25 protein-coding genes are annotated in these 25,733 nt (G+C 72.1%); 13 read left to right on the forward strand and 12 right to left on the reverse strand.

Annotated elements, in window-relative coordinates; genetic code table 11:
• Window positions 1–41 precede the first annotated feature (41 nt).
• Window positions 42–2,546, forward strand: coding sequence for a discoidin domain-containing protein (locus ACBJ59_RS11205; RefSeq protein ID WP_375110092.1), 2,505 nt, complete (start codon window positions 42–44; stop codon window positions 2,544–2,546).
• Here the strand turns inward: ACBJ59_RS11205 and ACBJ59_RS11210 are convergent.
• Window positions 2,533–3,699, reverse strand: coding sequence for an alpha-hydroxy acid oxidase (locus tag ACBJ59_RS11210; protein ID WP_375110093.1), 1,167 nt, complete (start codon window positions 3,697–3,699; stop codon window positions 2,533–2,535). The two genes, ACBJ59_RS11205 and ACBJ59_RS11210, sit on opposite strands and share 14 nt — an antisense overlap.
• An 88-nt stretch (window positions 3,700–3,787) precedes the next feature.
• Between ACBJ59_RS11210 and ACBJ59_RS11215 the strand changes: the two genes are divergently transcribed.
• On the forward strand, window positions 3,788–4,528 hold the full coding sequence (locus ACBJ59_RS11215) for a metal-dependent phosphohydrolase (protein ID WP_375110094.1): 741 nt from the start codon (window positions 3,788–3,790) through the stop codon (window positions 4,526–4,528).
• Between the two features lie 108 nt (window positions 4,529–4,636).
• Here ACBJ59_RS11215 and ACBJ59_RS11220 read toward each other — a convergent pair whose 3' ends face one another.
• The 5 genes from ACBJ59_RS11220 to ACBJ59_RS11240 all read right to left on the reverse strand — a co-directional run bounded on the left by ACBJ59_RS11220 (window position 4,637) and on the right by ACBJ59_RS11240 (window position 7,877).
• A complete protein-coding gene (locus ACBJ59_RS11220; RefSeq protein ID WP_375110095.1) occupies window positions 4,637–4,909 on the reverse strand; it encodes a DUF4031 domain-containing protein in 273 nt (90 codons plus the stop codon).
• Entirely contained in the window at window positions 4,906–5,643 is a 738-nt protein-coding gene (locus tag ACBJ59_RS11225; protein WP_375110096.1) for an HAD family hydrolase, read from the reverse strand. The genes ACBJ59_RS11220 and ACBJ59_RS11225 overlap by 4 nt, the downstream gene beginning before the upstream one ends.
• Before the next feature lie 18 nt (window positions 5,644–5,661).
• Window positions 5,662–6,843 carry a cytochrome P450 gene (locus ACBJ59_RS11230; protein WP_375110097.1) on the reverse strand — a complete coding sequence of 394 codons (1,182 nt, stop codon included), beginning with the start codon at window positions 6,841–6,843 and terminating at the stop codon, window positions 5,662–5,664.
• A 165-nt stretch (window positions 6,844–7,008) separates the two neighbouring features.
• Window positions 7,009–7,284, reverse strand: a complete 276-nt coding sequence (locus tag ACBJ59_RS11235; RefSeq protein WP_375110098.1) for a hypothetical protein — start codon at window positions 7,282–7,284, stop codon at window positions 7,009–7,011.
• A gap of 161 nt (window positions 7,285–7,445) precedes the next feature.
• Window positions 7,446–7,877, reverse strand: a complete 432-nt coding sequence (locus ACBJ59_RS11240) for a hypothetical protein (RefSeq protein WP_375110099.1) — start codon at window positions 7,875–7,877, stop codon at window positions 7,446–7,448.
• A 199-nt stretch (window positions 7,878–8,076) separates the two neighbouring features.
• On the opposite strand from ACBJ59_RS11240, the gene ACBJ59_RS11245 reads away from it, so the two are divergent.
• The 5 genes from ACBJ59_RS11245 to ACBJ59_RS11265 all read left to right on the forward strand — a co-directional run bounded on the left by ACBJ59_RS11245 (window position 8,077) and on the right by ACBJ59_RS11265 (window position 13,211).
• Entirely contained in the window at window positions 8,077–9,318 is a 1,242-nt protein-coding gene (locus ACBJ59_RS11245) for a hypothetical protein (RefSeq protein ID WP_375110100.1), read from the forward strand.
• A 12-nt stretch (window positions 9,319–9,330) separates the two neighbouring features.
• Window positions 9,331–10,023, forward strand: coding sequence for a DUF2786 domain-containing protein (locus ACBJ59_RS11250; protein ID WP_375110101.1), 693 nt, complete (start codon window positions 9,331–9,333; stop codon window positions 10,021–10,023).
• A gap of 88 nt (window positions 10,024–10,111) precedes the next feature.
• Window positions 10,112–11,146, forward strand: coding sequence for an Ldh family oxidoreductase (locus ACBJ59_RS11255; RefSeq protein ID WP_375110102.1), 1,035 nt, complete (start codon window positions 10,112–10,114; stop codon window positions 11,144–11,146).
• On the forward strand, window positions 11,147–12,442 hold the full coding sequence (locus ACBJ59_RS11260; RefSeq protein WP_375110103.1) for an MFS transporter: 1,296 nt from the start codon (window positions 11,147–11,149) through the stop codon (window positions 12,440–12,442). It abuts the gene before it with no gap.
• A gap of 4 nt (window positions 12,443–12,446) precedes the next feature.
• On the forward strand, window positions 12,447–13,211 hold the full coding sequence (locus tag ACBJ59_RS11265; RefSeq protein ID WP_375110104.1) for an SDR family NAD(P)-dependent oxidoreductase: 765 nt from the start codon (window positions 12,447–12,449) through the stop codon (window positions 13,209–13,211).
• 28 nt (window positions 13,212–13,239) lie between these two features.
• Here ACBJ59_RS11265 and pgm read toward each other — a convergent pair whose 3' ends face one another.
• Window positions 13,240–14,871, reverse strand: coding sequence for a phosphoglucomutase (alpha-D-glucose-1,6-bisphosphate-dependent) (pgm, locus tag ACBJ59_RS11270; protein WP_375110105.1), 1,632 nt, complete (start codon window positions 14,869–14,871; stop codon window positions 13,240–13,242).
• 97 nt (window positions 14,872–14,968) lie between these two features.
• On the opposite strand from pgm, the gene ACBJ59_RS11275 reads away from it, so the two are divergent.
• From ACBJ59_RS11275 to thrS, 3 genes are all read left to right on the forward strand, one after another.
• Window positions 14,969–15,868, forward strand: coding sequence for a TIGR03564 family F420-dependent LLM class oxidoreductase (locus tag ACBJ59_RS11275; protein WP_375110106.1), 900 nt, complete (start codon window positions 14,969–14,971; stop codon window positions 15,866–15,868).
• Between the two features lie 30 nt (window positions 15,869–15,898).
• Window positions 15,899–16,504 (forward strand): glycoside hydrolase family 25 protein, encoded by a 606-nt coding sequence (locus ACBJ59_RS11280; RefSeq protein ID WP_375110107.1) that lies wholly within the window; start codon window positions 15,899–15,901, stop codon window positions 16,502–16,504.
• A 66-nt stretch (window positions 16,505–16,570) separates the two neighbouring features.
• Window positions 16,571–18,535: a threonine--tRNA ligase gene (thrS, locus tag ACBJ59_RS11285; RefSeq protein WP_375110108.1), complete on the forward strand. Its 1,965-nt coding sequence runs from the start codon at window positions 16,571–16,573 to the stop codon at window positions 18,533–18,535.
• A gap of 203 nt (window positions 18,536–18,738) precedes the next feature.
• On the opposite strand, the gene ACBJ59_RS11290 is transcribed toward thrS, so the two are convergent.
• Complete coding sequence (locus ACBJ59_RS11290; RefSeq protein ID WP_375110109.1) at window positions 18,739–18,942, reverse strand: TM2 domain-containing protein; 204 nt, start codon at window positions 18,940–18,942, stop codon at window positions 18,739–18,741.
• A gap of 194 nt (window positions 18,943–19,136) precedes the next feature.
• Window positions 19,137–19,859: a PIG-L deacetylase family protein gene (locus tag ACBJ59_RS11295; RefSeq protein WP_375110110.1), complete on the reverse strand. Its 723-nt coding sequence runs from the start codon at window positions 19,857–19,859 to the stop codon at window positions 19,137–19,139.
• A 46-nt stretch (window positions 19,860–19,905) separates the two neighbouring features.
• Here ACBJ59_RS11295 and ACBJ59_RS11300 point away from each other — a divergent pair, with 46 nt between their 5' ends.
• Both ACBJ59_RS11300 and ACBJ59_RS11305 read left to right on the forward strand, forming a co-directional pair.
• Window positions 19,906–21,006, forward strand: a complete 1,101-nt coding sequence (locus tag ACBJ59_RS11300) for an RNA polymerase subunit sigma-70 (RefSeq protein ID WP_375110111.1) — start codon at window positions 19,906–19,908, stop codon at window positions 21,004–21,006.
• 86 nt (window positions 21,007–21,092) lie between these two features.
• On the forward strand, window positions 21,093–21,518 hold the full coding sequence (locus ACBJ59_RS11305) for a hypothetical protein (RefSeq protein WP_364116490.1): 426 nt from the start codon (window positions 21,093–21,095) through the stop codon (window positions 21,516–21,518).
• Window positions 21,519–21,520: 2 nt separating this feature from the next.
• Here ACBJ59_RS11305 and ACBJ59_RS11310 read toward each other — a convergent pair whose 3' ends face one another.
• Window positions 21,521–22,030, reverse strand: a complete 510-nt coding sequence (locus ACBJ59_RS11310; RefSeq protein ID WP_375110112.1) for an Asp23/Gls24 family envelope stress response protein — start codon at window positions 22,028–22,030, stop codon at window positions 21,521–21,523.
• Window positions 22,031–22,106: 76 nt separating this feature from the next.
• On the opposite strand from ACBJ59_RS11310, the gene ACBJ59_RS11315 reads away from it, so the two are divergent.
• The gene (locus tag ACBJ59_RS11315) at window positions 22,107–22,637 is read left to right on the forward strand and encodes an HIT domain-containing protein (RefSeq protein WP_364116494.1); all 531 of its coding nucleotides are present in this window, start codon (window positions 22,107–22,109) and stop codon (window positions 22,635–22,637) included.
• On the opposite strand, the gene ACBJ59_RS11320 is transcribed toward ACBJ59_RS11315, so the two are convergent.
• Both ACBJ59_RS11320 and ACBJ59_RS11325 read right to left on the reverse strand, forming a co-directional pair.
• The gene (locus ACBJ59_RS11320) at window positions 22,593–24,698 is read right to left on the reverse strand and encodes a hypothetical protein (RefSeq protein WP_375110113.1); all 2,106 of its coding nucleotides are present in this window, start codon (window positions 24,696–24,698) and stop codon (window positions 22,593–22,595) included. The two genes, ACBJ59_RS11315 and ACBJ59_RS11320, sit on opposite strands and share 45 nt — an antisense overlap.
• Before the next feature lie 121 nt (window positions 24,699–24,819).
• Window positions 24,820–25,722 (reverse strand): branched-chain amino acid transaminase, encoded by a 903-nt coding sequence (locus ACBJ59_RS11325; protein ID WP_375110114.1) that lies wholly within the window; start codon window positions 25,720–25,722, stop codon window positions 24,820–24,822.
• Between the last annotated feature and the right edge of the window lie 11 nt (window positions 25,723–25,733).

Raw genomic sequence — 25,733 nt, forward strand, 5'->3', positions numbered from 1 at the left:
AGGAGTTCGCAGTGCACCCGCCCCGAAGTACCGCCCTCGTCGTGGCGTCACTCGCCGCCCTGATCCTGTCCTTCCTGGTCGCCGGGCCCGCGCGGGCGGCCGACCCGCTCCTGTCGCAGGGCCGGACCGTGACCGCCTCGTCCTCCGAGAGCGCCGGCACCCCCGCCTCGGCCGCCGTGGACGGCGACACCGGGACCCGCTGGTCCAGCGCGTTCGGCGATCCGCAGTGGCTCCAGGTGGACCTGGGCGCCACCGCCACCGTGTCCGGCGTGGTGCTGCGGTGGGAGGCCGCGTACGCCACCGCGTTCCGCCTCCAGGTCTCCGCCGACGCCGCCACCTGGACCGACATCTACTCGACCACCACCGGAACCGGCGGCACGCAGACGCTCACCGTGTCCGGCACCGGCCGCTACCTCCGCCTGTACGGCACCGCCCGCGCCACCGCGTACGGCTACTCGCTGTGGGAGCTCCAGGTCTACGGCACCACGGGCACCACGGCCTGCGGCACCGCCAACGCCGCGCTCAACCGCCCGGCCACCGCCTCCTCGTCCGAGGGCGCCGCCACCTCCGCCCCGGCCGCCGTGGACGGCGACACCGGGACCCGCTGGTCCAGCCTGTTCGCCGACCCGCAGTGGCTCCAGGTCGACCTCGGCTCGGTCCGGCAGATCTGCCAGGTGGTGCTCCAGTGGGAGGCCGCCTACGCCAGGTCCTTCCGCGTCCAGGTCTCCGACAACGCCTCGACCTGGACCGACATCCACTCCACCACGACCGGCACGGGCGGCACGCAGACCCTGAACGTCTCAGGCGCCGGCCGCTACCTCCGCGTGCACGGCACGGTCAGGGCCACCGCGTACGGCTACTCGCTCTGGGAGCTCACCGTGCGCACCACCGGCACGACCGACCCGCAGCCCGGCGGCGACCTCGGCCCCAACGTGCACGTCTTCGACCCGTCGATGCCGGCCTCCACCATCCAGTCCACGCTGGACTCGGTGTTCACCCAGATGGAGTCCAACCAGTTCGGGCTGCAGCGGCACGCCCTGCTGTTCAAGCCCGGCAGCTACAACGTCAACGCGAACATCGGCTTCTACACCTCGATCATGGGCCTGGGCCGCAACCCCGACGACGTCACCATCAACGGCCAGGTCAGGGTGGACGCGGGCTGGTTCGGCGGCAACGCCACGCAGAACTTCTGGCGCTCGGCCGAGAACCTGTCGATCACGCCGACCGGCGGCACCAACCAGTGGGCGGTCTCGCAGGCGGCGCCGTTCCGGCGGATGCACGTCAGGGGCAACCTCAACCTGGCGCCCAGCGGGTACGGGTGGGCCAGCGGCGGCTACATCGCCGACAGCCGGATCGACGGGACCGTGCAGCCGTACTCGCAGCAGCAGTGGTTCACCCGCGACAGCACCATCGGCGGCTGGCTCAACGGCGTGTGGAACATGGTCTTCTCCGGCGTCGCCGGTGCCCCCGCCCAGTCCTTCCCCGAGCCGCCGTACACGACGCTCGACACCAGCCCGGTGACCAGGGAGAAGCCCTACCTGTACGTGGACTCCGCGGGCGCCTACCAGGTGTTCGTGCCCGCCCTGCGGCAGAACTCGCGCGGCGCGAGCTGGCCCGGCACCGGCACCTCCATCCCGCTGAACCGCTTCTACGTCGCCAAGCCGGCCGACACCGCCGCCACGATCAACGCCGCCCTCGCCGCCGGCCTGAACCTGCTCTTCACGCCCGGCATCTATCACGTCGGCCAGACCATCAACGTGACCAGGCCCGACACGGTCGTGCTCGGCCTCGGCTACGCCACGATCATCCCCGACAACGGCGTGGTGCCGATGCGGGTCGCCGACGTGGACGGCGTCAAGGTGGCCGGGCTGCTCTTCGACGCCGGGCCGGTCAACTCGCCCATCCTCATGGAGGTCGGCCCGTCCGGCTCCTCGGCCTCGCACGCCGCCAACCCCATCTCGATCCAGGACGTGTTCTTCCGCATCGGCGGCAGCCACGCGGGCAAGGCCACGACCAGCCTCGTCATCAACAGCGACCACACGATCATCGACCACATCTGGGCCTGGCGCGGCGACCACGGCACCGGCATCGGCTGGACCGTCAACACCGCCGACACCGGGCTGATCGTCAACGGCGACGACGTCACCGCGTACGGGCTGTTCGTCGAGCACTACCAGAAGTACCAGGTCATCTGGAACGGGCAACGCGGCCGGACGATCTTCTTCCAGAACGAGATGCCCTACGACCCGCCGAACCAGGCCGCCTGGATGAACGGCTCCACCCGCGGCTACGCCGCCTACAAGGTCGCCGACTCCGTCACCTCGCACGAGGCGTGGGGGCTGGGGGCGTACTGCTACTTCAACGTCGACCCGAGCATCGTGGCCGAACGCGGCTTCGAGACGCCGGTCAACCCGAACGTGCGCTTCCACGACCTGCTCACCGTCTCCCTCGGGGGCAACGGCACGATCGCCCACGTCGTCAACAACACGGGAGGCCCCGCCCAGGGCACGGACACGATCCCGGTGAAGGTCGTCACCTTCCCCTGAGCCGTACGACGTCGGGGCCCAGGCCCTCGACGCCGCCCACGCCCAGCAGCTGCAGGGTACGGACGAGCTCGGCGTGCAGCAGGTCCAGCACCCGCCGCACGCCGGGCTCGCCGCCGGCCATCAGGCCGTACAGGTAGGCGCGGCCGACGAAGCACGCCCGGGCGCCCAGCGCGACCGCGGCGGCGACGTCGGCCCCGCTCCGCACCCCTCCGTCGAGGAACACCTCCGTGCGGTCCCCCACGGCCGCCACCACCTCGGGCAGCAGCTCCAGCGGCGTGGGGGAGCGGTCGAGCTGGCGCCCGCCGTGGTTGGACACCACGATCCCGTCCACCCCGACGGCGGCCAGGTCCTTCGCGTCGTCCACCCGCTGCACCCCCTTGACCAGCAGCCGGCCCTGCCACGCGGACCTGATCCACTCCAGGTCGCGGATCGTCACGGACGGGTCGAACATCAGGTTCGTCAGGCCCGCGAGGTCGGCGGGCGCCCCCTCCACGGTGGCGAACCTGAGCGGCTCGCTGGTGAGGAAGTCGAACCACCACGCCGGGTGCCGCAGCACCTCCAGCGCGCCGCGCCAGCGCAGGGCGGGCGGGATCGTCAGCCCGTGCCGCACGTCCCGCAGCCGCGCCCCGGCCACCGGCACGTCCACGGTCACCACCAGCACGTCCATGCCCGCATCGGCGGCCATGGCCAGCGACTCCAGGTTGCGGGCGCGGTCGCGGACCACGTACAGCTGGAACCAGTTCCACCCGCCGGGCGCCGCCGCGGCCACGTCCCGCGCCGTCGTGGTGCCCATGGTGGACAGCGTGTACGGGATCGACGCCCCTTCCGCCGCCCGCGCCACCGCCCGCTCGCCCTCGCGGTGCATCATCCGGGTGAACCCGGTCGGGCCGAGCACCACCGGCATCCCGATCCGCCGCCCCAGGACCTCGACCGCCGTCGGAGCCTCGGCGACGTCCCGCAACACGCGCGGGGCGAACTCCACCCGCTCGAACGCCGCCACCGCCCTGGCCATCGACCGCTCACCCTCGGCCGCGCCGTCCACGTAGTCGAACACCATGCGCGGGGCGCGCTTCCTGGCCAGCAGCCGCAGATCCGCCACATCGGCCGCCGCCGCCACCCTCGCCGCCCGCGCCCACCGGGGCCGCCCGGGCATGACGGCCCGCAGCTCCCGCCAGCGGGGCAGGCGCCGCGGCTCCTTGCCTGTCGTCCCGATGCCCAGAAGTTACCACTACGGTGGAACCGTGATCGACGACTGGCCCGCACCGGACAACGACACCCCCACCGCCGCCCCTCCCCAGAGCGAGGCCTCGGGCGTCGGCGGGCCTTTCGAGACCGGGGTCTCGGGCGTCGGCGGGGTGGCTGAGGACTGGACCTCACGCGAACGCTGGGCGGAGCTCGCGGACGGCTCGCCCGCCTCCCTGGCGGTCCGCGCGGAGCTCCTCGCCCGCTGGTCCGAGCCGCACCGCAGATACCACACCCGCACCCACCTGGCCGCCGTCCTGGCCGCCATCGAACCGCTCGCCACCGAGGCCGAGGACGCGACGGCCGTACGGCTCGCGGCCTGGTTCCACGACGCCGTCTACGACGGCCGCCCCGGCTGGGACGAGGAACGCAGCGCCCAGCTCGCCCAGTCCCGCCTCCCCGGATGCGGCGTCCCCGCCGGCCGGGTCGCCACGGTCGCCCGGCTGGTACGCCTCACGGCCGCCCACGACACGCTCGAACCCGGCGACCATGACGGCGCCGTCCTGTGCGACGCCGACCTCGCCATCCTCGCCAGCCCCGCCTACCCGGCCTACGCGCACGCCATCCGCCAGGAATACGCCCACGTCCCCGACCCCGCGTTCGCCCGGGGCCGCTCGCAGGTGCTGCGCCGCCTGCTCGCCACCCCGTCTCTCTACCGCACCCCACGAGCCAGAGAGCTGTGGGAGGCCCCCGCCAGAACCAACATGACCGCCGAACTCGCCACCCTGACCACCGACTGACCACCCCGGCACGACCCCGCCTTCTCCCTCTCCCCCAAGGACACCAGCCGTAGTGCGGTGGGAGAGCGAGGAGCCGGGATCGGAGCCGAGAACCAGCCCGGACAGGCCCTAACCGACCCGGTGCCGCTTGCGGCGGCGCAGCCCGCCCGCGATCAGCCGCCGCAGCAGCTCCCGAGAACCGACCGCCTCGGCCCCCAGCTCCACGGCCCGCGCATGCACGGTCTCCGGCACGTCATAGTGGTCCCGGTCGAACGCCCGCTCCGGCACCCCCAACCGCACGGCGAAGGCGTGCAACTCCTCCAGCGAGCTGTCGCTGACGAGATGCGACCACATCAGGCCACGCGGCCCCGGCCAGTTGGGCGGATCGATCAGAACGGTCACGCCCTCAAGGGTAGAACCCTTCCCAGCACCCCCAGATCCCCCAGATCGGGCACCACGACGTCCGCACCGGTCCCGTCGCCGTCCCGGGCCACCGCGGCGACCAGCCCGAACCCGCCCTTCTTGCCCGCCTCGATCCCCGGCAGCGCGGACACCACCACCGCGACCTTGGCCGCGGGCAGGTTCAGCCGCCGGGCCGCCTCCAGGTAGAGCGCGGGGTCGGGCGTGCCGGGCAGGTTCATCAGCGCGGCGTCGTTGCCGTCCACCAGCAGGTCGAACAGGTGCATGACCCCGGCCGAGCCGACCAGCTTGCGGCCGTGCAGGCTGGCGGAGACGGCCGCCGTACGGGCGCCGCGCTGCCGCAGCTCGTGCAGCAGCGCCACCGTGGACGGGAACGCGGCCACCCCGTACTTGTCCACCTGCTCCATGAACAGGCGGTCCTTGGCCAGGCCGAGCCCGTGTACGGTCGGCGCGCCGGGCTCGTCGTCGGGCGATCCCTCGGGCACCGTGATGCCGCGAGCGGTCAGGAACGTACGGATGCCGTCGAGGCGCGGGCGCCCGTCCACGTGCCGCAGATAGTCGTCGCGGATGTCGAACGGTGCCGAGCGGCCGCGCAGGAACGCGTCGAAGACGTGCTTCCAGGCGGCCGCGTGCCCCCGAGCGGTGTCGGTGACCACGCCGTCGGTGTCGAACACGACGGCGCTGATCGCGGTCAGGTCGATGACAGGCTCGTTCACATTGCGAACGTAACCGCTCTACCAGGCGACGGGTAGTTCTTTGACCCCGTAGACGATGGCGAGTTCCCGGAACGGCACCTCGCCCGCGACGTGCAGGCCGGGGAAGCGGCGCAGCAGCGCGGGGAAGGCGATGCGCATCTCCATCTGGGCCAGCGGCGCGCCGATGCAGCGGTGGATGCCGTGGCCGAACGCCATGTGCGAGCCCGCCGTCGCCCGGCCCGGCCGTACCTCGTCCATGTTCTCGCCCAGGGCGGGGTCGCGGTTGGCGCCGGTCAGCGAGCACAGCACCATCTCGCCCTTCTTGATCGGTACGCCGTGCAGCTCCAGGTCGTCGCGGGCGAAGCGCGGGAAGGCGACCTGCACGACCGTCATGTACCGCAGCAGTTCCTCGACCACGTCCACGACGTAGCCGTCCACCTCGCGCACCTTGGCGGCCTGCTCGGGGTTGCGCAGCAGCCACAGGGAGCCGAGCGCGAGCATGCTGGTGCTGGTGTCGTGCCCGCCGGTCAGCAGCCCGTCGGCCATGCTGGCGAGCGTACGGTCGTCGAGCTCGTCGCCGTGCTCGCGCAGCAACTGCCCGAGCAGCCCGTCACCCGGATTCTGCCGCTCCCTGGCCACGAGGTCCGTCAGGTACGTCATCGCGTCGTTGATGGCCTGCAGGGACGCCTCGGGCCCGGCGGTGAAGTCGAACCGGTCCTTGCTGATCTTCACGAAGTCGGCGCGCTCCTCGAACGGGACGCCGAGCAGCTCGCACACGACCAGCGACGGGATCGGCAGCGCGAACTCCTCCACCAGGTCCACCGGCATGCCCTCGGCGCCCTTGGCCTCGATGCGGTCGAGGTACTCCTCGACCATGGCCTCGATGCGCGGCTCCAGCCTGCGCAGACGGCGCATGGTGAACTCGGGCGTCAGGTACTTGCGCAGCCGAGTGTGCTCGGGCGGGTCGCGGAACCCCAGGCCGCCGGGGTCCTCCTGGTTGGAGCCGAGCCCGATCACGCCGGCGAAGTCGTTGCTGAAACGCTCGTGGTCGCCGAGCACACCGCGTACGTCATCCCAGCGGGTGACGAGGTACACGGTCTGACCGCCCGGGATCTCCATGGGGAAGACCGGGTGCTCGGTCCGGATGCGCCCGAGCTCGCCCACGGGGTCGAACCCGTCACGCATGAACTGGACGAGCGGGAACTCTTCTGTATCTGACATCGATATCCGTCCTGCTGGGATACATCACACCATGTTGGGATAAATCCCTACGTAGATGGTCCCATCCGGATTGGTGAATGGTGCCCTCCGAAAGGACGAATTTACATCTCACCCCTGCCGCCCTCCCAGCCGGTGGGTGCAGTTGGACTCGACCCGGGGACGGCCTCACCTGCCGGCCAACGCCCTGGTCACCTCGTCGGGCGGCGGCTGGGTGCGGTCGCGGGCGCGGATGAGCGGCTCGGGCAGCGGAGCCTCGGCCGACAGGGCGGGCGGGGCGGGCTTGGGCCTGCGCGGCTCGCGCACGCCGCCCTCGCCTCCTTGCGGATCGTCGAACGGGAAGTCGTCGCCTTCGGTCCAGTGGGGCTCCCCGGGGCCGAAGCCGGGGGGCCAGGCGGGCGCGCCGCTGGGTAGAGCACGGCGTCTGCGCGATCGCTTGCTCACAGTCCCTCCTCGCGTCCCATTGTGCGCCCGCCGCCCATGACCGACCACCCCGTATCACCCCTGTCACCACCACGGCACCCACCCGACCGGCACCCACCCGACCGACGCCCACCCGGCCGGTTGCGCGCGCGGCCCCCGTGCCGTAAGCCCCGCTCCTGGGCTCAGCCGGACTGCGTGCCCTGGTTGGCCGCCGGGGTGGGGTCGCCCGTCGCCGTGGCCTGCGGGTGCGGGTCGGTGGGCGCCTGGGGTGTGGCCGTGCCCGCCGGTGTCGAGACCTGGCGGACGAACGCCGCCCCCACCACCGCCACGAAGGCCATGATGGACGCCGTCTGCTGCTCCGTCAGCTCCACCCCGAACACCAGCCCCAGCGTGACCGCCGCCTGCGCGAACCCCAGCGCCGCCGCCTTGATGGACCTGCCCCCGTCCAGGTTCCGCGTGGCGAACGCCGTCCAGACGCCCAGTCCCGCGGCCGCTATCGCGTTGATCGCCGCCACCTGCGTGCTGGTCAGCGGCAGGAACGTCGCCGTCACCATCTGCACGCCAGCGCTCGCCAGTCCGAGGACGAGCGCCGGCTCACCGCCGAAGATCTTCATGAGCCCCTCCCTGAGTCGAACCCCCTGTGACCGCAGAGCACGCTCCGCCGCGCCTGATACACCCTCCGTCAAGAGCCTCGAACAGTAGTGAAACGTGGGCAAAATGGTGCAGCAGACGGCGTTTGGCGTACAAGATGGCGACATTCTGCGATGATCTCGTCGCATAGAGCCGGAGTTTGAGCCTCACGGATAGTGACTGATGCCGACATTTGAGGAAATAACAGCCTTCGTCACGGAGAAGCCGCTCGCCACCGCTGTCATCGCGCTGCTGAGCCTGGCCGGGCTGGTGCTCGCGTTCCTGGTGCTCAGGATCGCCTGGCGCGTCGTCTCCTGGGTGTTCACCAGGTACGTCGCCCCGCGTCCCGTCGAGGACGTGCTGACCGTCGTGGCCGCCTCCATCGCCACGGGCGTGTCCGCGCAGGGCATGTGGCGTTTCTCCGGGGACGTGCTGGGCCTCGACGGGCCGCTCAGGTTACTGCTGTTCGCGTTCATCGAGGTCGCGATCATCACCTCCGCCGTACGCGCCCGCCGCAACATGCGCGAGAACTTCTCCGCCGGCATCGACGGCATCGCCGTGTGGGCGCTGACGTGCCTGACCGCCGTCCTGTCCAGCATGGACGCGCGCAGCCTGCCCGAGGCGGTGTTCAGGCTGGCCGCCCCGCTGGTGGCCGCCTGGCTGTGGGAGCGCGGCATGGCCATCGAGCGCCACCGCATCCGCGGCACCGGCCGCATCAACTGGCGGCTGACCCCCGAGCGGCTGCTGGTCAGGATGGGGCTGGCCGAGGTCAGCGACCGTACGGCGAGCGAGGTCGACGCCCACCGCAGGCTGACCAGGGTCGCCCTGGCGGCCAAGCGGGCCAAGGCGCTGCGCGAGGGCGGCGCGTCGGAGCGGAAGATGCGCGCCGCGCTGGCCAAGCTCGACAAGGCCATGGACCAGGCCGTCGAGCACACCGGCCTGGCGGTGGACCAGTCCCGCCAGGAGGCGCTGCTGGCCCAGATCGCCGCCCTGTACAACACCTCGGCGCTCATCGACGCCGACCCCCGCGTGCCGTGGGAGCCCGAGGCCGACCATCACCCGGTGCCGGCCCGCCCGGCGCTGCCGCCCGCGCTGGCCGAGCTGGTCGACGACGAGGACGAGGACGCCGAGGTGCTCGACACCACCCCGCAGGTCATCAGCACGGCCGAGCGCGCGGCGCGGATGCGGTCCGCCCGCGAGTACTGGGACCGGCAGATCGCCAAGGGCATCGTGCCGCGTACGGTGGACATCGCCCAGGAGATCGGCATCTCGCTGGCCACGGCGCGCGAGTATCGTGCCCTGTGGAAGCTGGAGCCGCAGGCGCACGCCCTCATCGAGGCGCTGTACCAGCAGCACGGCATCGTGGACACCGGCGCCTTCCCGATCATCGCCGACGACGGGCGGGTGCTGACGACCAAGTCTTAGGGGAGAGTGCCGTTGCGGGAGCGGACGCTCGATCGCGTCAGGAAACTGCTGGCCAAGGCCGAACGCACCGACAACGAGCACGAGCGGGCCACGTTCATGGCCGCCGCGTCGGCGCTGATGGCCAAGCACGGCATCGACTCGCTGCCGCCCGCCGGCACCCGCCAGACCCCCGGCGACCGCGTCGTCACCCTCCCCGCCCCCTGGGCCAGGGAGAAGGCGCGCCTGGTCAGCCTGGTGGCGCAGGCGGTGCGGTGCCGGCCGCTGCTGATCGGGCGCGGCGACGGCGGGCAGCGCGTGCACGTGTTCGGGTTCGCGGCCGACCTGGAGCGCGCCGACCTGCTGGCCACCTCGCTGCTGCTGCAGATGGCCTCGGGGCTGGCCCGGGTGCGGCCGCCCGAGCACGTCACGGCGGTGCGGGCGTACCGGAGGTCGTGGCTGCTGGGGTTCACCGACGAGGTCTACCGGCTGCTGTGCGCGGCCGAGTCCCGCGCCGAGACCGAATCAGCCGGCACGGGGTCCGCCGTGGTCCTGGCCGACCGGCGGGCCGAGGTCGAGCGGGCGGTCGCCGCCCACTACCCCGACATCCGCATGAGCGTGCCCCGGACCAGCGGCACCGGCTACCGCGACGGCGTCGCGGCGGGCCGCCGGGCCGACCTGGGCCGTACCGGGATGACCACCGCCACGGCGCCGGAACTGGCGCGGTAAGCCCTTTCCCGAGACCTGTTTGGCGGGGCCGGAAACGGGCATAAGCGCGCACACGGAACGCAGTCCTGCCGAAGCGAGACAGGTCACCGTGAACGCAGCCGTACGTGTCCTCGCCGCCGACCTCCACGTACTCGCCCGAGACCTCCTGACCGCCGCCGGCGTGCCCGCCGGCACGGCGGCCACGGTCGCCGAGTCCCTGGTGGAGGCCGACCTCGCCGGGCACGGCTCGCACGGCGTACGGCGGATCAAGCCGTACCTCGACCGGATCGAGGCGGGCGTCATCGTGCCCGCCGCCCGCCCCGAGGTGGTCTCGCGCCGTGGCGCGAGCGCCGTCGTGTCGGGGCGGCGCGGCTTCGGGCAGGTCGCCGCCCGCCTGGCCACCGAGGAGGCGGCCGAACTGGCCGCCGGGCACGGCGTCGGCGTGGTCGCCATCAGCGAGTGCAACCACGTCGGCCGGCTCGGCGAGTACGCGGAGAAGCTGGCGGGCCGGGGCCTGATCGCGCAGGTCGTCGGCAACGCCGACCCCACCGTGGCGCCGTACGCCGGGCACCGCAGGATGCTCGGCACCAACCCCATGGCCTGGGCCGTGCCGCGCGCCGGCGGTGCGGCCGTCGTCATGGACTGGGCGACCGCCGCGATGGCCGAGGGCAAGCTGGGCCTCCTGAACGCCGCCGGGGCGCCGGCCCCCGAAGGGGTGCTGGTCGACCCGGACGGCCGCCCGTCCACCGACCCGGCCGACTTCTACCGGGGCGGGGCGCTGCTGCCGTTCGGCGGCCACAAGGGGTACGGCCTGAGCGTCCTCATCGAGCTCGTCGGCGGCCTGCTCACGGGCACCGGCACCGCCTGCTCGCCCGAGTACGACGGCACGTTCGGCACGGTGATCACCGCGATCGACATCTCCGCCTTCGTCCCGCTGGAGACCTATGTCGCCCAGGTCGAATCCTTCTGCGAGGCCCTGCGCGCCTCCGGCCCCGGCGTGGTCGTGCCGGGGGAGCCCGAGGCCGGCACGCGCGCGGAGCACCTGAGGGAGGGCGTCCCGGTGTCCGTGCCGGTGTGGGAGGAGCTGGGCGGGCTCGCCGCGCGGCTCGGCGTTCCGCGGCCTCACACGCCCCCTGGAGGTTAGATGCCCGCCACACCCGAATTACGGCGCGTCGTCCTGGGTGCCCTCGTCGGCACCGCCCTGGAGTGGTACGACTTCTTCATCTACGGCACCGCCGCCGCCCTCGTCTTCAACCGCCTGTTCTTCACCGAGTCCGACCCGGCCACGGGCACGATCGTCGCGTTCGCCACGTTCGGCGTGGGGTTCGTGGTCCGGCCGTTCGGCGGCGTCCTGTTCGGCCACCTGGGCGACAAGATCGGCCGCCGCTCCACCCTGATCATCACCACCGTGATCATGGGCGTGTCCACCGGGCTGATCGGCCTGCTGCCCACCTACCCCGCCATCGGCGTCTGGGCGCCGATCCTGCTCACGCTGCTGCGCGTCTGCCAGGGGCTCGGCGCGGGCGCCGAGTTCGGCGGCGCGGCGACGCTGCTGGCCGAGCACGCGCCGCCCGGCCGGCGCGGCTACTACGCCTCCTACGCCCAGACCGGCGTGCAGATCGGGCTGGTGCTGGGCACCTCGGCGTTCCTGCTGGTCCAGCTCCTGCCGGAGGAGGACTTCGTGGCGTGGGGCTGGCGGGTGCCGTTCCTGGTGAGCTTCGCGCTGATCGGGGTGGCGCTGTACGTGCGGCTGCGGGTCGCCGAGTCGCCGGTGTTCCGCGAGATGGCGCGGACCCGGGAGATCGTCAAGCTGCCGATCAGGGACGCGCTGGCCCGCTACCCGCGCAACTTCCTCGTCGGCGTCGGCGCGCACATCTGCGACACCGCCGTGGTCTACACGCTGGCCACCTTCAGCGTCGCCTACGCCACGAACCAGCTCGGCCTGACCAACCGGGCGGCGCTGCTGGGGGTGATCCTGTTCGGGCTGACCGTCATCGTGCTCCAGCCCATCTACGGCAACCTGTCGGACCGGATCGGGCGGCGGCCGCTCAACCTGTTCAGCGTGGTGTTCGTGGCGGCGTACGTCTATCCGTACTTCCTGCTGGTCAACACCGGGGTCACCTGGCTGGTGTGGCTGGCGATGATGATCATGGGCGCCTTCGGCTTCGCCCCGCAGGTGGCCGTGCAGCCGGTGTTCTACGCCGAGCTGTTCGGGGCGCGCGTGCGCTACACCGGGTTCGCCGCCTCGCGGGAGCTGGGGGCGGCCCTGGCCGGCTTCTCGCCGCTGATCGGCGCGGCGCTGGCGGCGCGGCTGGGCGGGGCGCCGTGGCTGGTGGCGGCGTTCCTGGTCGGCACGGCGGTGATCTCGTTCGCGGCCTTCTACGCCTCGCGTGAGAGCAAGGACATCGACATCGCGGCCTTCGACCCGCTGAAGGAGTAAGGGCATGGACATCAACGGCACGGTCACCGTGATCACCGGCGGCGGCACCGGCATCGGCGCGGCCGTCGCGGAGGGCCTGGCCAGGAAGGGCGCGGCGGCCGTGGTGCTCAACTACTCGCGCTCGGCCACCGAGGCCCAGGCCACGGTGGCGCGGCTGGAGAGCCTGGGCTGCAAGGCCGAGGCCGTGGCCGCCGACGTGTCGGACGACGCCGCCGTACGCAGGATGGCCGAGCGCGTGCGGGCCACCTACGGCCGGGTGGACGCGCTGGTGTGCAACGCGGGCACGACCAGGTGGGTGCCGTTCCCCGACCTGGAGGGGCTCACCGACGACGTGTGGCGGCAGATCATGGGCGTCAACCTCATGGGCGCCTTCTACTGCGCCCGCGCGTTCGCCCCCGACCTGCGGGCGGCGCGCGGCGCGATCGTCAACGTGGCCTCCGTGGCCGGGCTGCTGGCCACGGGCTCCTCGATCGCGTACGGGGTGAGCAAGGCCGCCCTGCTCCACCTCACCCGCGACCTGGCCGTGGCGCTCGGGCCCGAGGTCAGGGTGAACGCGGTCGCCCCCGGCATCGTGGCCACCCGGTGGCACATCGACCGGGTGGGGGAGCAGGTGTTCTCCGAGATGGCGGCGAAGGAGGAGATGAAGGCGCCGCTGCGGCGCACGGCGCGGCCGGAGCACATCGCGCAGATGGTGACCGCGCTGCTGGAGTCGGACCTGGTGACGGGGGAGGTCCTGGTCGGCGACGGCGGCCGCCACCTCGGCTACTGAGCCCCGGTCGCCGGCCCGGCCCGCTCGCTCACCCCAGGGCGGCCGACACCAGCGAGCGGGCCTCCTCCTGCACCTTGGCCAGGTGGTCGGGGCCCTTGAAGGACTCGGCGTAGATCTTGTAGACGTCCTCGGTGCCGGACGGCCGGGCCGCGAACCAGGCGCTCTCCGTCGAGACCTTCACCCCGCCCAGCGAGGCCCCGTTGCCGGGGGCCGACGTCTGCACCGCCGTGATCGGCTCGCCCGCCAGCGAGGAGGCCGTCACCTGCTCGGCCGACAGCTTGCCGAGCACGGCCTTCTCCTCGCGGGTGGCCGGCGCGTCCACCCGCGCGTACGCGGGCTCGCCGAAGCGCCGGACCAGGTCCCGGTAGCGGGCGCTGGGGGACTCTCCGGTGACGGCCAAAATCTCCGAGGCCAGCAGGGCCAGGATGATGCCGTCCTTGTCGGTCGACCAGACCGAGCCGTCGCGCCGCAGGAAGGACGCGCCCGCGCTCTCCTCGCCGCCGAACCCCAGCGACCCGTCCAGCAGCCCCGGCACGAACCACTTGAAGCCCACCGGCACCTCGTAGAGCCGCCGGCCCAGGGACTTGGCCACCCGGTCGATGATCCCGCTGCTGACCATGGTCTTGCCCACCCCGGCGTCGGAGGGCCAGCCGTCGCGGTGCGTGCAGAGGTAGGAGATGGCCACGGCGAGGTAGTGGTTGGGGTTCATCAGGCCGCCGTCGGGCGTGACGACGCCGTGCCGGTCGGCGTCGGCGTCGTTGCCCGTGGAGATGTCGTACCTGTCGCGGTTGGCGATGAGCGAGGCCATCGCGTACGCCGACGAGCAGTCCATCCGGATCTTGCCGTCCCAGTCGAGCGTCATGAACCGCCACGTCGGATCGACGAGGGGGTTGACCACGGTCAGCTCCAGCCGGTGCCGCTCGGCGATCTCCCCCCAGTAGGCCACGCTCGCCCCGCCCAGCGGGTCGGCCCCGATCCGCACCCCGGCCGCCCGGATCGCGTCGAGGTCCACCACGGACGGCAGGTCGTCGACGTAGGTCCCCAGGAAGTCGTAGCGCCCCGCCCCGCCCAGCGCCCTCGCGTACGGCACCCGCCGCACGCTCTTGAGCCCGTCGTGCAGCAGCCGGTTGGCGCGGTCCTGGATCCACGTGGTCGCGTCGGTGTCGGCGGGACCGCCGTGCGGCGGGTTGTACTTGAAACCGCCGTCGCCCGGCGGGTTGTGCGACGGCGTGACCACGACGCCGTCGGCCAGCCCGGTCGTGCGGCCCCGGTTGTGCCGCAGGATGGCGTGGGAGACGGCCGGGGTGGGCGTGTAGCCGTCGCGCGAGTCGATGAGCACCTCGACCCCGTTGGCCGCCAGCACCTCCAGCGCCGAGACCCGCGCGGGCTCCGACAGCGCATGCGTGTCGATGCCCAGGAACAGCGGCCCGTCCGTGCCCTGCAGCTGCCGGTATTCGCAGATGGCCTGGCTCGTGGCCAGGATGTGGTCCTCGTTGAAGGCCGTCCTCAGCGACGACCCCCGGTGCCCCGACGTGCCGAACGCCACCCGCTGCGCCACCTCGCCGACGTCCGGACTGAGGGCGTAGTAGGACGTCACGAGCCTGGCGACGTCGACCAGATCGGAAGGCTGAGCGGGCTGTCCTGCGCGTTCGTGCGTCATGTAGGCCACTTTACAAATCACCTCCGGCCCGGCGGGTGAGCGCGTGGCGGCGCGGGGAGATACATTCGCGTCAGTCACCAGAATGGAGTTCTGTTCCATGCGCTACGGATACTTCCTGGCCGAGCCCCAAGGGGATGACCCCATCGGCGGCCTGCGCGACCAGATCGCCCAGGCGGCCGAGGACGGTTTCTCCTCCGCCTGGCTCTCCCACATCTTCGGCCTCGACGCCATCACCGCCCTGGCGGTGGCCGGCGCGCAGGCACCGCCCCTGGAGCTCGGCACCGCGGTCGTGCCGACCTACCCGCGCCACCCGGCCGCGCTCGCCCAGCAGGCCATGACGGCCAGCGCCGCGCTCGGCGGGCGGTTCGCGCTCGGCATCGGCCTGTCGCACCAGGTCGTCATCGAGAACATGTTCGGCTACAGCTTCGACCGCCCCGGCCGGCACATGAAGGAATACCTCGACATCCTCATCCCGGCCTCGCGGGGCGAGCAGGTCGAATACACGGGCGAGACGCTCAAGGCCAACGTGCGCCTCAGCACGCCGGGGGCGGGCTTCCCCGTCCTGGTGGCCGCGCTCGGCCCGCGCATGCTCAAGCTGGCCGGCACCGTGGCCGACGGCACCGTGCTGTGGATGACCGGCCCCAAGACGGTCGCCGAGCACATCGCGCCCACCATCAAGGCGGCCGCGGCCGAGGCGGGCCGCGAGGCGCCCAGGATCGTCTGCGCGCTGCCCATCAGCGTCACCGACGACCCCGCCGGCGCGGTCGAGCGCGCCAACGAGATCTTCTCGGTGTACGGGCAACTGCCCTCCTACCGTGCGATGCTCGACAGGGAGGGCGCGGCCGGGCCGGGCAACGTGGCCATCGTCGGCGACGAGGACACGGTGCTGGCCAAGCTCGACGAGCTGAAGCAGGCCGGCGTGACCGATTTCGTGGGATCCCCGTTCGCCAACCGGGAACGCACCCGCAACCTGCTGATCGGCGCGGCGAAGGGCTGATCCGGAGACATCTCAATAAAATCCGACAAGGTGAAGCGCGTGCTACAGGGCATTGATGTGTCGAACTGGCAGGGCACCGTCGACTGGGCCGACCACGCCGAGGCCGGGGTGGCCTTCGCGTTCGCCAAGGCGACGGAGGGTGGCGACTACACCGACAAATGGTTCGCGCGCAACTGGAACGGCATGCGCGAGAGCTGGATCGTCTGCGGCGCCTACCACTTCGCCAGGCCCAAGGGCGACCCCATCGAGCAGGCACGCCACTTCCTGGGCGTGATCAGGTCGGCGGGCGGGCTGCGCCGCGGCGACCTGATCGCGCTCGACCTGGAGACCAACGACGGCCTGCGGCCCGAGCAGGTCGCCCGCTACGCCCGCCGCTGGTGCCACCACGTCGAGCGGCACGCGGGCGTGCGGCCCTTCATCTACACCTTCCACGCGTTCGCCCGCGGCGGGCACTGCGCCGGGCTGGCCGAATATCCGCTCTGGCTCGCCAGCCCGGAGTCCCCGCGCGGGCGCCCCCCGGTGCCCAGACCCTGGCGCGACTGGACCATCCACCAGTACGCCAACAGCCCGGTCGACCGCAACGTCTTCCACGGGACCCGGCAGGAGCTGACAAAGCTGGGGTTTCACCCGCGATAGCATCGGGGTTCACCATCGAACCTTGCCTCGGTGCCGGGCATCGAGCGCGATCCACGAGGAGTCACCGTGTCAGCCGAGCTACGCATCACCCTCGCCGGAGCCGAGCGTGTGGTCGCGGCCGGCACGACGGCCGGGGAGGCGCTCGAGGCGGACGGCCGCACCGTCATCGCCGCCAGGGTCAACGGCGTGCCGCGCGACCTGGCCCACCCGCTGGAGCAGGACGACACGGTCGAGCCGATCGAGGTCTCCAGCGAGGACGGCCGGGCGATCGTGCGCCACTCCACCGCCCACGTCATGGCGCAGGCGGTGCAGGAGCTGTTCCCCGAGGCCAAGCTGGGCATCGGGCCGCCCGTGGAAAACGGGTTCTACTACGACTTCGACGTCGAGCAGGCGTTCCACCCCGACGACCTCAAGCGCATCGAGAAGCGGATGCGGGAGATCGTCAAGCAGGGGCAGCTCTTCTCCCGCCGGGCCGTCTCCGACGACGAGGCCCGCGAGGAGCTGGCGGCGGAGCCGTACAAGCTGGAGCTGATCGGCCTCAAGGGCGGGGCCGCGGAAGAGGAGTCCGTCGAGGTGGGGGCCGGGCAGCTCACCATCTACGACAACCTCGACCCCAAGTCCGGTGAGCTGCGGTGGAAGGACCTGTGCCGGGGGCCGCACGTGCCCTCCACCCGGTCCATCCCGGCGTTCAAGCTCATGCGCTCCGGCGGCGCCTACTGGCGGGGCAGCGAGAAGAACCCGCAGCTCCAGCGCATCTACGGCACCGCGTGGGAGTCCCGCGACAAGCAGGACGAATATCTCAAGCTGCTGGAGGAGGCCGAGAAGCGCGACCACCGCAAGCTGGGCGCGGAGCTCGACCTGTTCAGCTTCCCGCCGGAGCTGGGCAGCGGCCTGCCGATCTTCCATCCCAAGGGCGGGATCATCCGCAAGGAGATGGAAGACTACATGCGGCGGCGGCAGGCCGAGGCGGGCTACGAGTTCGTCAACACCCCGCACATCACCAAGTCCTCGCTCTTCGAGACCTCGGGCCACCTTCCGTGGTACGCCGACGACATGTTCCCGGCCTTCGAGCTGGAGGGCATCGAATACCGCGTCAAGCCGATGAACTGCCCGATGCACAACCTGATCTTCAGGGCGCGCGGGCGGTCCTACCGCGAGCTGCCGCTGCGGCTGTGCGAGTTCGGCTCGGTCTACCGCTACGAGAAGTCGGGCGTGGTGCACGGGCTCACCCGCGTGCGCGGCATGACGCAGGACGACGCGCACATCTACACCACCCGCGAGCAGATGGCCGACGAGATCAAGTCGCTGCTGCGGTTCGTGCTCAGCGTGCTGCGCGACTTCGGCCTGCCGGACTTCTACCTGGAGCTGTCGACCCGCGACGAGTCCGAGAAGTTCATCGGCGACCCCGCCGAGTGGGAGGAGGCGACCGCGGCGCTGCGCCAGGTCGCCACCGAGTCGGGGCTGAAGCTGGTGGACGACCCGGGCGGCGCGGCCTTCTACGGGCCGAAGATCTCGGTGCAGGCCAAGGACGCCATCGGCCGCACCTGGCAGCTGTCCACCATCCAGCTCGACCTCAACCAGCCCAAGCGCTTCGGCCTGGAATACCAGGCGGCCGACGGCTCGCGGCAGACCCCGGTCATGATCCACCGGGCGCTGTTCGGCTCCGTCGAGCGCTTCCTCGGCGTGCTCACCGAGCACTACGCCGGCGCCTTCCCGCCCTGGCTGGCCCCGGTGCAGGTGGTGGGCATCCCGATCGCCGAGGCGCACGTGGCCTACCTGCAGGACGTCGCGAAGAAGCTGCGCGCGAGCGGGATCCGGATCGAGGTCGACGCGGCCGACGACCGGATGCAGAAGAAGATCCGCAACGCGCAGAAGGCCAAGGTGCCCTTCATGCTGCTGGCCGGTGACGACGACATCGCCAACGGCGCGGTGTCGTTCCGCTACCGCAGCGGTGAGCAGAAGAACGGCGTCCCGGTCGAGGAGGCGATCGCCGAGATCGTCAACGCCGTGGAGCGGCGCGTCCAGGTGTGAGTCAACGCGGCGGGGCCGGCGCCTTCGCCGGGCACAGGCCCCGCCGTGCGCACGCCCCGCCCAGCGACGCCCCGCCCAACTCAGGCCCGCCCAGCGCGGCAGGGCCGCCCAGCGCAGGGCCGCCCAGCGCAGGGCCGTCTCGTGAGTACGGCGGAGCGGCCTCGTGATGGCCGGCTCCGCCGTTCCTCCGCTGCCCGCTACCGCTACTTGGCCAGCGGCTGACCCTGCTTGTCGGTGAACTTCCCGATGAGGATCATGATGAAGTCGATCAGCACCCACACGCCGAGGCCGCCGAGGGTGACGATCATGAGGATGCCCGTCCCGATCTTCCCGACGTAGAAGCGGTGCACGCCCAGCGCGCCGAGGAAGAAGCAGAGTAAGACAGCCACGAGCCATGACTTGGCCATGAGGATTCGCCTTTCGGTTCAGGGGATCGGCCGGGCGCAGGGCATGGCGCGCCCGACCGGCAGGCTCTGCGGGAAGGATCACCGCAGGGCACCGAACCCTAGCAAGGCCCCCGGGCTGTCGCAGACGCTTTCCTGACGATGCGTCTAATATCCGGCAATGGGTGGAAGATGCTGATATATCCGCGATTGGTGAATTAAAGGGGGAATAGTCGGAAGGTGACTGCGGGGCGGCCGCCGAAGCGCTTGGCCTCCTCCCCGGCGAAGCCCTCGATCAGGTTCCGGGCGTACGCCTCCGGGTCCTCCGTGGTCAGGGCCTCGATGTAGGCGCGGTGCTCCATGAGCGAGCGCACCCCGCGCTCCAGGCCGTCCGTGACGTCCACCGCGTGGGTGGGCGAGTCGACGCCGGCGACGGCGACCCAGCGGACGCCGCTCCAGGGCTCGGCCTCAGTGTCCGGAAATATCCATCGGTTTCCGGCGTCCCCGGCAGCGTCCATCACGGCCCGTCCCACGGCGCGGTGGTCGGGGGTGTTCCAGTGCGTGCCCGCCCAGGTGTCGTCGAAGTTCAGGGTGATGAGGAGCTCGGGGCGGTGCCTGCGGATGGCGGCGGCCAGGTCTCTCCGCAACGCGGTGCCGTACTCGATGACCCCGTCGGTGTGGTCGAGGAACTCCACGCTCGTCACCCCGACGACGGCCGCGCTGGCTCGCTCCTCGCGCTCGCGCAGCGGCCCGGCCGCTCCGGGGTCGAGGGTGTCGATGCCCGCCTCGCCCCTGGTGGCGATCAGGTAGGAGACCTCGCGCCCGGCATCCGTCCAGACGGCCACCGCCGCCGCGCAGCCGTACTCGAGGTCGTCGGGGTGGGCGACGACGGCCAGCGCGCGCTGCCAGTCGTCCGGCATGGGCTCAAGCTGATCTGTCATGGCTATCATCCTGGCAGGCGCGACCGGACGGGGAGAGGTGCGGTGGATGGGCGCTGGGGACGACGTCGCGGGCGGCGCGCGGGCCGGTGGCCGCGCCGGGGACAACGGCGGGCCGGCCGCCAAGGCGCGTGGCCTGGGAGACGGTGAGCGGGCTGCCGACGCTCGGGGCCGGGGAGACGGCGAGCGGGGCGGGTTCGCCGAGCTGGCCGAGGCTCACCGGCACGAGTTGCAGGTGCACTGCTACCGGATGCTGGGCTCGTTCACCGATGCCGAGGACATGGTGCAGGAGACGATGCTGCGTGCCTGGCGCCGGCGGGAGACGTTCGAGGGGCGCTCGACGCTGCGGGCCTGGCTCTACCGCATCGCCACCAACGCCTGCCTCGACCTGCTGTCCGGGCCCGCCCGCGCGCGCGAGATCGCGGTCGGGATGGAGAGCGGGTCACGCTCGCCGTTCGCCGAGGTGCCGTGGCTGCAGCCGTACCCCGACCGCCTGCTCGACCTGGCCGCTCCCGACGCCGGCCGGCCGGACGCGGTGACGGTCGAGCGCGAGACGGTGGAGCTGGCCTACCTGGCCGCCATCCAGCACCTGCCGCCGCGCCAGCGCGCGGTGCTGATCCTGCGCGACGTGGCGGGCTGGTCCGCCGAGGAGACCTCGGGGGCGCTGGAGCTGAGCGTGCCGGCCGTCAAGAGCGCGCTGCAGCGGGCCCGCGCCACGCTGCGCATGCACCTGCCGGCGCAGCGCGCGCAGTGGGGCCCCGTCACCGCCCCGAGCGAGGAGGAACGCGCCGTGCTGCGCCGCTACATGGACGCCTCCGTGGAGGGCGACCTGTCTGCGCTGGCCGCCCTGTTGCGCGAGGACGCGCGGCAGACGATGCCGCCGGCGTCCCTGGTGTACGACGGGCGCACGGCCATCCTGGACATGTGGGGCCCCGTCATGGCCGGACCCGAGGCGTGGGGCACCTGGAAGGCCCTGGCGACGTACGCCAACCGCCGCCCGGCCGTCGCCAACTACGTACGCCGCCCCGGCGAGAGCCGCTACACGGCCGTCAACCTCGACGTGCTCCGCGTCGAGAACGGCCTGATCGCCGAGATCACCACGTTCGGCCCCGAGCTGAACGCCGCCTTCGGCCTGCCCGCCGAAATCTGATGAGAAATCTCGCCCAGGACCGATTCCTTTCCCGGCACCGTCCCGTCATACAGGCGTAACCGACTCACCGAGACAGAGGAGCGATCATGACCGAGCACGTCGACACCCAGCTCAAGGCCCTGGACCGGCTCGTCGGCACCTGGAAGCTCAGCGGCGACGTCGGGGGCACGGTGACCTACCGCTGGATGGAGGGCGGGCATTTCCTCATCCAGGAGGTGGACATCCTCAGCGAGGGCAGCCGGACCAGGGGCACGGAGTTCATCGGCAGGAAGCGGCCGTACGGCGCCGAGGGGCCGAGCCAGGACATCCACTCCTGGTACTTCGACAACCAGGGCGCCACCCTGGCCTACGTGTACGAGGTCGACGGCGACACGCTGACGATCTGGGCCCACAAGAGGGACTCGGGGGCCTACTACCGCGGCACGTTCAACGCCGACGGGACCAGCGTCACCGGCGCCTGGGTCTACCCGGGGGGCGGCGGCTACCGCTCCGACATGACCAGGGTGGCCTGAGCTCAGGAGGGCTCGCCGTCGTCCTCGGCGGGGTCGCGGGTCGCCGTGCGGCCCTCGCCGGGGAGCCGGACGTCGTCGACGGTCACGTTGACCTCCATGACGCGCATGCCCAGCATGCGGCTGACGGTCTGGGCCACGTTCGTCTTGACCTCGGAGGCGACCTCCATGACGACGTGGCCGTACTCGACCACGATCGTCAGGCTCACCGCCACCTGGCGGTCCTGGATCTGCGCGCTGACGCCCTGGGTGCCGCGCCGGGAGCCGATGCCGATGCGGTCGCGTACGGACTCGAAGGCCCGCGCCAGGTCGCCGCCCATGTCGGCGACCCCGGCCACCTCGAGCGCGGCCAGCGCCGCGACCTTCTCGACCACCTCGTCGGCGACCTTGATCCGGCCCTTGACCGCCGCGTCGGCGGTGGGCGCCTCGATGTACGAGGGCGTGGCGGGTTCGGCCGGCGGGTCTCCGGCGGAGTCGGCGGGCGGGGTGTGCTGCTCGGCTAACGCTTCACTCATCGCGGCCTCCTGTTGGCGGTGCTCAGGATTGTGCCGGAAGAGCACCCGGTTTGTCCGGGGTCCTATGCTGCTAGTTATGCACGATCAGGCAGGGGCCGGGGCCCCGGACAACTTCCAGCGTCTGTGGACCCCGCATCGCATGGCCTACATCAAGGGCGAGAACAAGCCGACCGGCACCGGTCCCGGCGACGGGTGCCCGTTCGACGCGATCCCCAAGATGAGCGACGAGGACGGCCTGATCGTGGCTCGGGGTGAGGCGGTCTACACCGTGCTCAACCTCTACCCGTACAACTCGGGCCACCTGATGGTCGTGCCCTACCGGCACGTGTCCGAATACGACGAGCTCGACGCGGCCGAGGTGGCCGAGCTGGGGGAGTTCACCCAGAAGTCGCTGCGGGCGCTGCGCAGGGCCAGCGGCGCGCAGGGCTTCAACGTCGGCATGAACCTGGGCCACGTCGCCGGCGCGGGCATCGCCGCGCACCTGCACCAGCACGTGGTGCCCCGGTGGGGCGGCGACACGAACTTCATGCCGGTCGTCGCCCAGACCAAGGTGCTGCCGCAGCTACTTCGTGACACCCGCCAGCTTCTCGCCGACGCCTGGAACTGACTCGGGGGCGCGCGACATCGCGCCGATGCCCGTGGCCAGCAGCAGCGGCACGGCCAGCGCCAGCGCCATGGACAGCACGGCCGCGCCGGAGTCGTTGACCAGCATGCCGACCACGCCGCTGACCAGCGTGCCGATCAGCCCGGCCCGCAGCGCGGGGGAGTGCTCGAACGCGGCCGGCACCACGCCCGCCGAGGCCTGCTCGGGCCGCAGGATCGCGTAGACCAGGAACGCCACGGCCGCGATCACGATCGGCATCAGGTTGGGGTTGAGCAGGGTGCCGAGCATGGCCTGCAGCTTGCGCCAGATGACGTCGAACGCCTCCCCGGTCAGCACCTGCCCCACGAACCTGCCCAGGTGCGTCTGCTCGGCGGGCGGCCGCAGGTAGTTGAGCCACGCGAAGCCCATCACGATCACGCCGCCGGCCACGCAGAACGCGCCCAGCTTCAGCAGCGAGACCCGCTTGCCCGACAGGATCAGCGCGGTTACCGCGATGCCCGGCACGAACGCGATCACGCCGCCGAAGTCGCTGCCCATCCCGGATCCGCCCAGCACCATCGCGAACGTGCCCAGCCCCACGATCGCCGCCAGCCCCACCTTGCCCGGCCACCGGTGCGCGATGACCGTGGTGACCAGCAGCGTGCCGGTGGCCAGCAGCGCGAAGGGGATGTTGCCCAGGCCGAAGTAGCGGGCCCCCTGCTCGGCGCTGTAACCCATGAAGCTGTTGAGCTGGAGCGTGGTGCCGGTGAGCAGGTCACCGGCGAGCGTCAGCGCGGTGACGCCGGCGACCACGGCCAGCGGGCCGAGCGGCCTGCGCCGCCACGGCCCGGCGAGCGCCAGGGTGGTGATCGCGGCCCACCAGGCCAGCATGCCGCCGAACAGCTCCAGGTGGGTGGACCACGGCAGGAGGTTCACCAGGAACGAGGTGACCGGCAGGGCCGCCAGGGCCACGGCGGCGCCGCGTACCCAGGACAGGGTCTTGCGGCGGCGCAGCAGCAGGAAGGCCGCCACGTAGAACCCGACCTGGAGCACGGCCAGGGCGGTGAAGTAGGGGCCCTTCGCCGAGCGCATGGTCTGGGCGGTGGCGTCGGCGCGCGCGAGCCGCTCGAACGCCGCGCCCTGCTCGCCCACCCGCAGCGGCTCGCCGATCCGCATCGGCACGCCCACCACCGTGCTCGGCACCGGCACGCCCAGCTCGGTCAGCACGGTGGAGGTCACGTCGGGCAGGATCGAGATGTCCTCGCGTCGGGTCGAGGCCGCGCCGAGCAGGCGCCCCTCGGCGCCCGGCTCGCGCAGCGCGGCCACCCGCAGGTGCGGCACGGAGCCGTGGTCGGACAGCCCCGCCAGCAGCACCGTGGTGCCGGCCGGGAGGACCGACAGCAGCGCGCCCGCCTTGGCGTCGGCCAGCCGCAGCGCGTCGCGGCGCTCGGCCGGGGCGAGCTGGTCGGGCACCTTGGGCAGCCGGTCGCCGGTCAGGTAGGGCAGGACGAGGTCGTCCACGTCCATGGCGACCATCGGGCACTTCTCCAGGTCGGCGGTCGTGACCTGGAGCGGCGAGGCGTGGTAGCCGGCCACCGCGCCCTGCCGGTCGGCCAGCGCCAGCGCGGCGCCCGGGCCGATCGCGATCGAGCAGCGGCCGGCCGCCTTGAGCGACTCGCCCAGCGTGCCCGCGTTGCGCTGCCCGGCCACGTCGATGAGGTAGCGGTAGTCGGGGATGACGGCGCCCGTGCCCGCGGCCTCGGGCCTGGGCGGCGCGCCGCAACCGTAGCCGACGGCCGACCTGGTGCCCGCCGACACGGTCAGCCACCCGTCGTAGGGGCAGGTCACGTTGCCGACCGTGCGGACCGACAGCGACCCGACCGCGCCGGCCTCGGCCAGCTCCCACAGGTTGGGCGTGTCGGACGGGGTCAGGTCGTTCCAGTGCAGGCCGGGCACCCCGATGAGCGCCACCCGCCCGGGGGCCTGATCGACGCCTCGATCCGCCCCGGCGGGCCCGGCGAGCAGGCCCTGGCCCAGCATCATCTGTCCGACCAGCACGGCCAGCACGATCAGCGCGCGCCTCACCCCGATGACCTCCTGTGGTCGCCGATTTTCCGTGGCACGGCAGAGCAAGGTCGTGCCCCGGCGCCACCAGATCCCGACTACCCTCTCATGCGCCGAGTGTGCGTCGGGCCGACTCGGATCATCAGGCCGCCACCGGCGTGAGCCAGTGCCGGTAACGCTCGTCCCGGCCGTGCACCGCGTCGTCGTAGGCGTCGGTCAGCTTGGCGGTCACCGGTCCCGGGCCGCCGCCGAGCTCGCGTCCGTCGATGGAGGCGACGTGCGCGATCCCGGCCCCGGTGCCGCAGACGAAGATCTCGTCGGCCGCGTACAGGTCCGAACGCATCAGCTCCTGCCTGACCGCCCGCAGGCCCAGGTCGGCGGCCAGCCGCTCGACCGTGTCCTGGGTGATGCCCTCCAGCGCGCCCGCACTGGAGGGAGGCGTGGCCAGCAGCCCGTCGCGGACCACGAAGAGGTTGGCGCCGGTGCACTCGCTGACATGACCGGCGGCGTTCAGCAGCACGGCCTCGTCGTAGCCGGCCCGCAGGGCCTCGTCCTTGGCCAGGACGGAGTTGAGGTAGGGGCCGGTGGCCTTGGCCGCGGTGGGCACCACCATGTGGTCGTTGCGCCGCCACGAGCTGGTCATCAGCCGCACGCCGGCGCCGAGCAGCGCGCCCCAGCTCCAGGACGCGATGGACACGTCGGTGGGGCAGCCGCGCGCCGCGATGCCCATCTCGCCGTAACCGCGGGAGACGAGGTGGCGGATGTAGCACGCCGGGTGCCCGTTGGCGGCCACCGTCCGCAGCGTGGCCGTCCGGAGCTCGTCCAGCGTGTACGGCAGCGCCAGCCCGATCATCCGGGCACTGCGCACCAGCCGCTCCAGGTGATCGTCGAGCCGGAACACGGCCGGCCCCTCCGGCGTCCCGAACGCCCTGGTGCCCTCGAGGACGGCGGTGCCGTAGTGCAGGGCGTGCGAAAGCACGTGCACCCGGGCCTTGCCCCACGGCACCAGTGCCCCGTTCATCCAGATGTACGTGGCCTCCTCCACCCGCGCTCCTC

The sequence above is a fragment of the Nonomuraea sp. MTCD27 genome (assembly GCF_041950495.1).
Taxonomy (GTDB): Bacteria; Actinomycetota; Actinomycetes; order Streptosporangiales; family Streptosporangiaceae; genus Nonomuraea.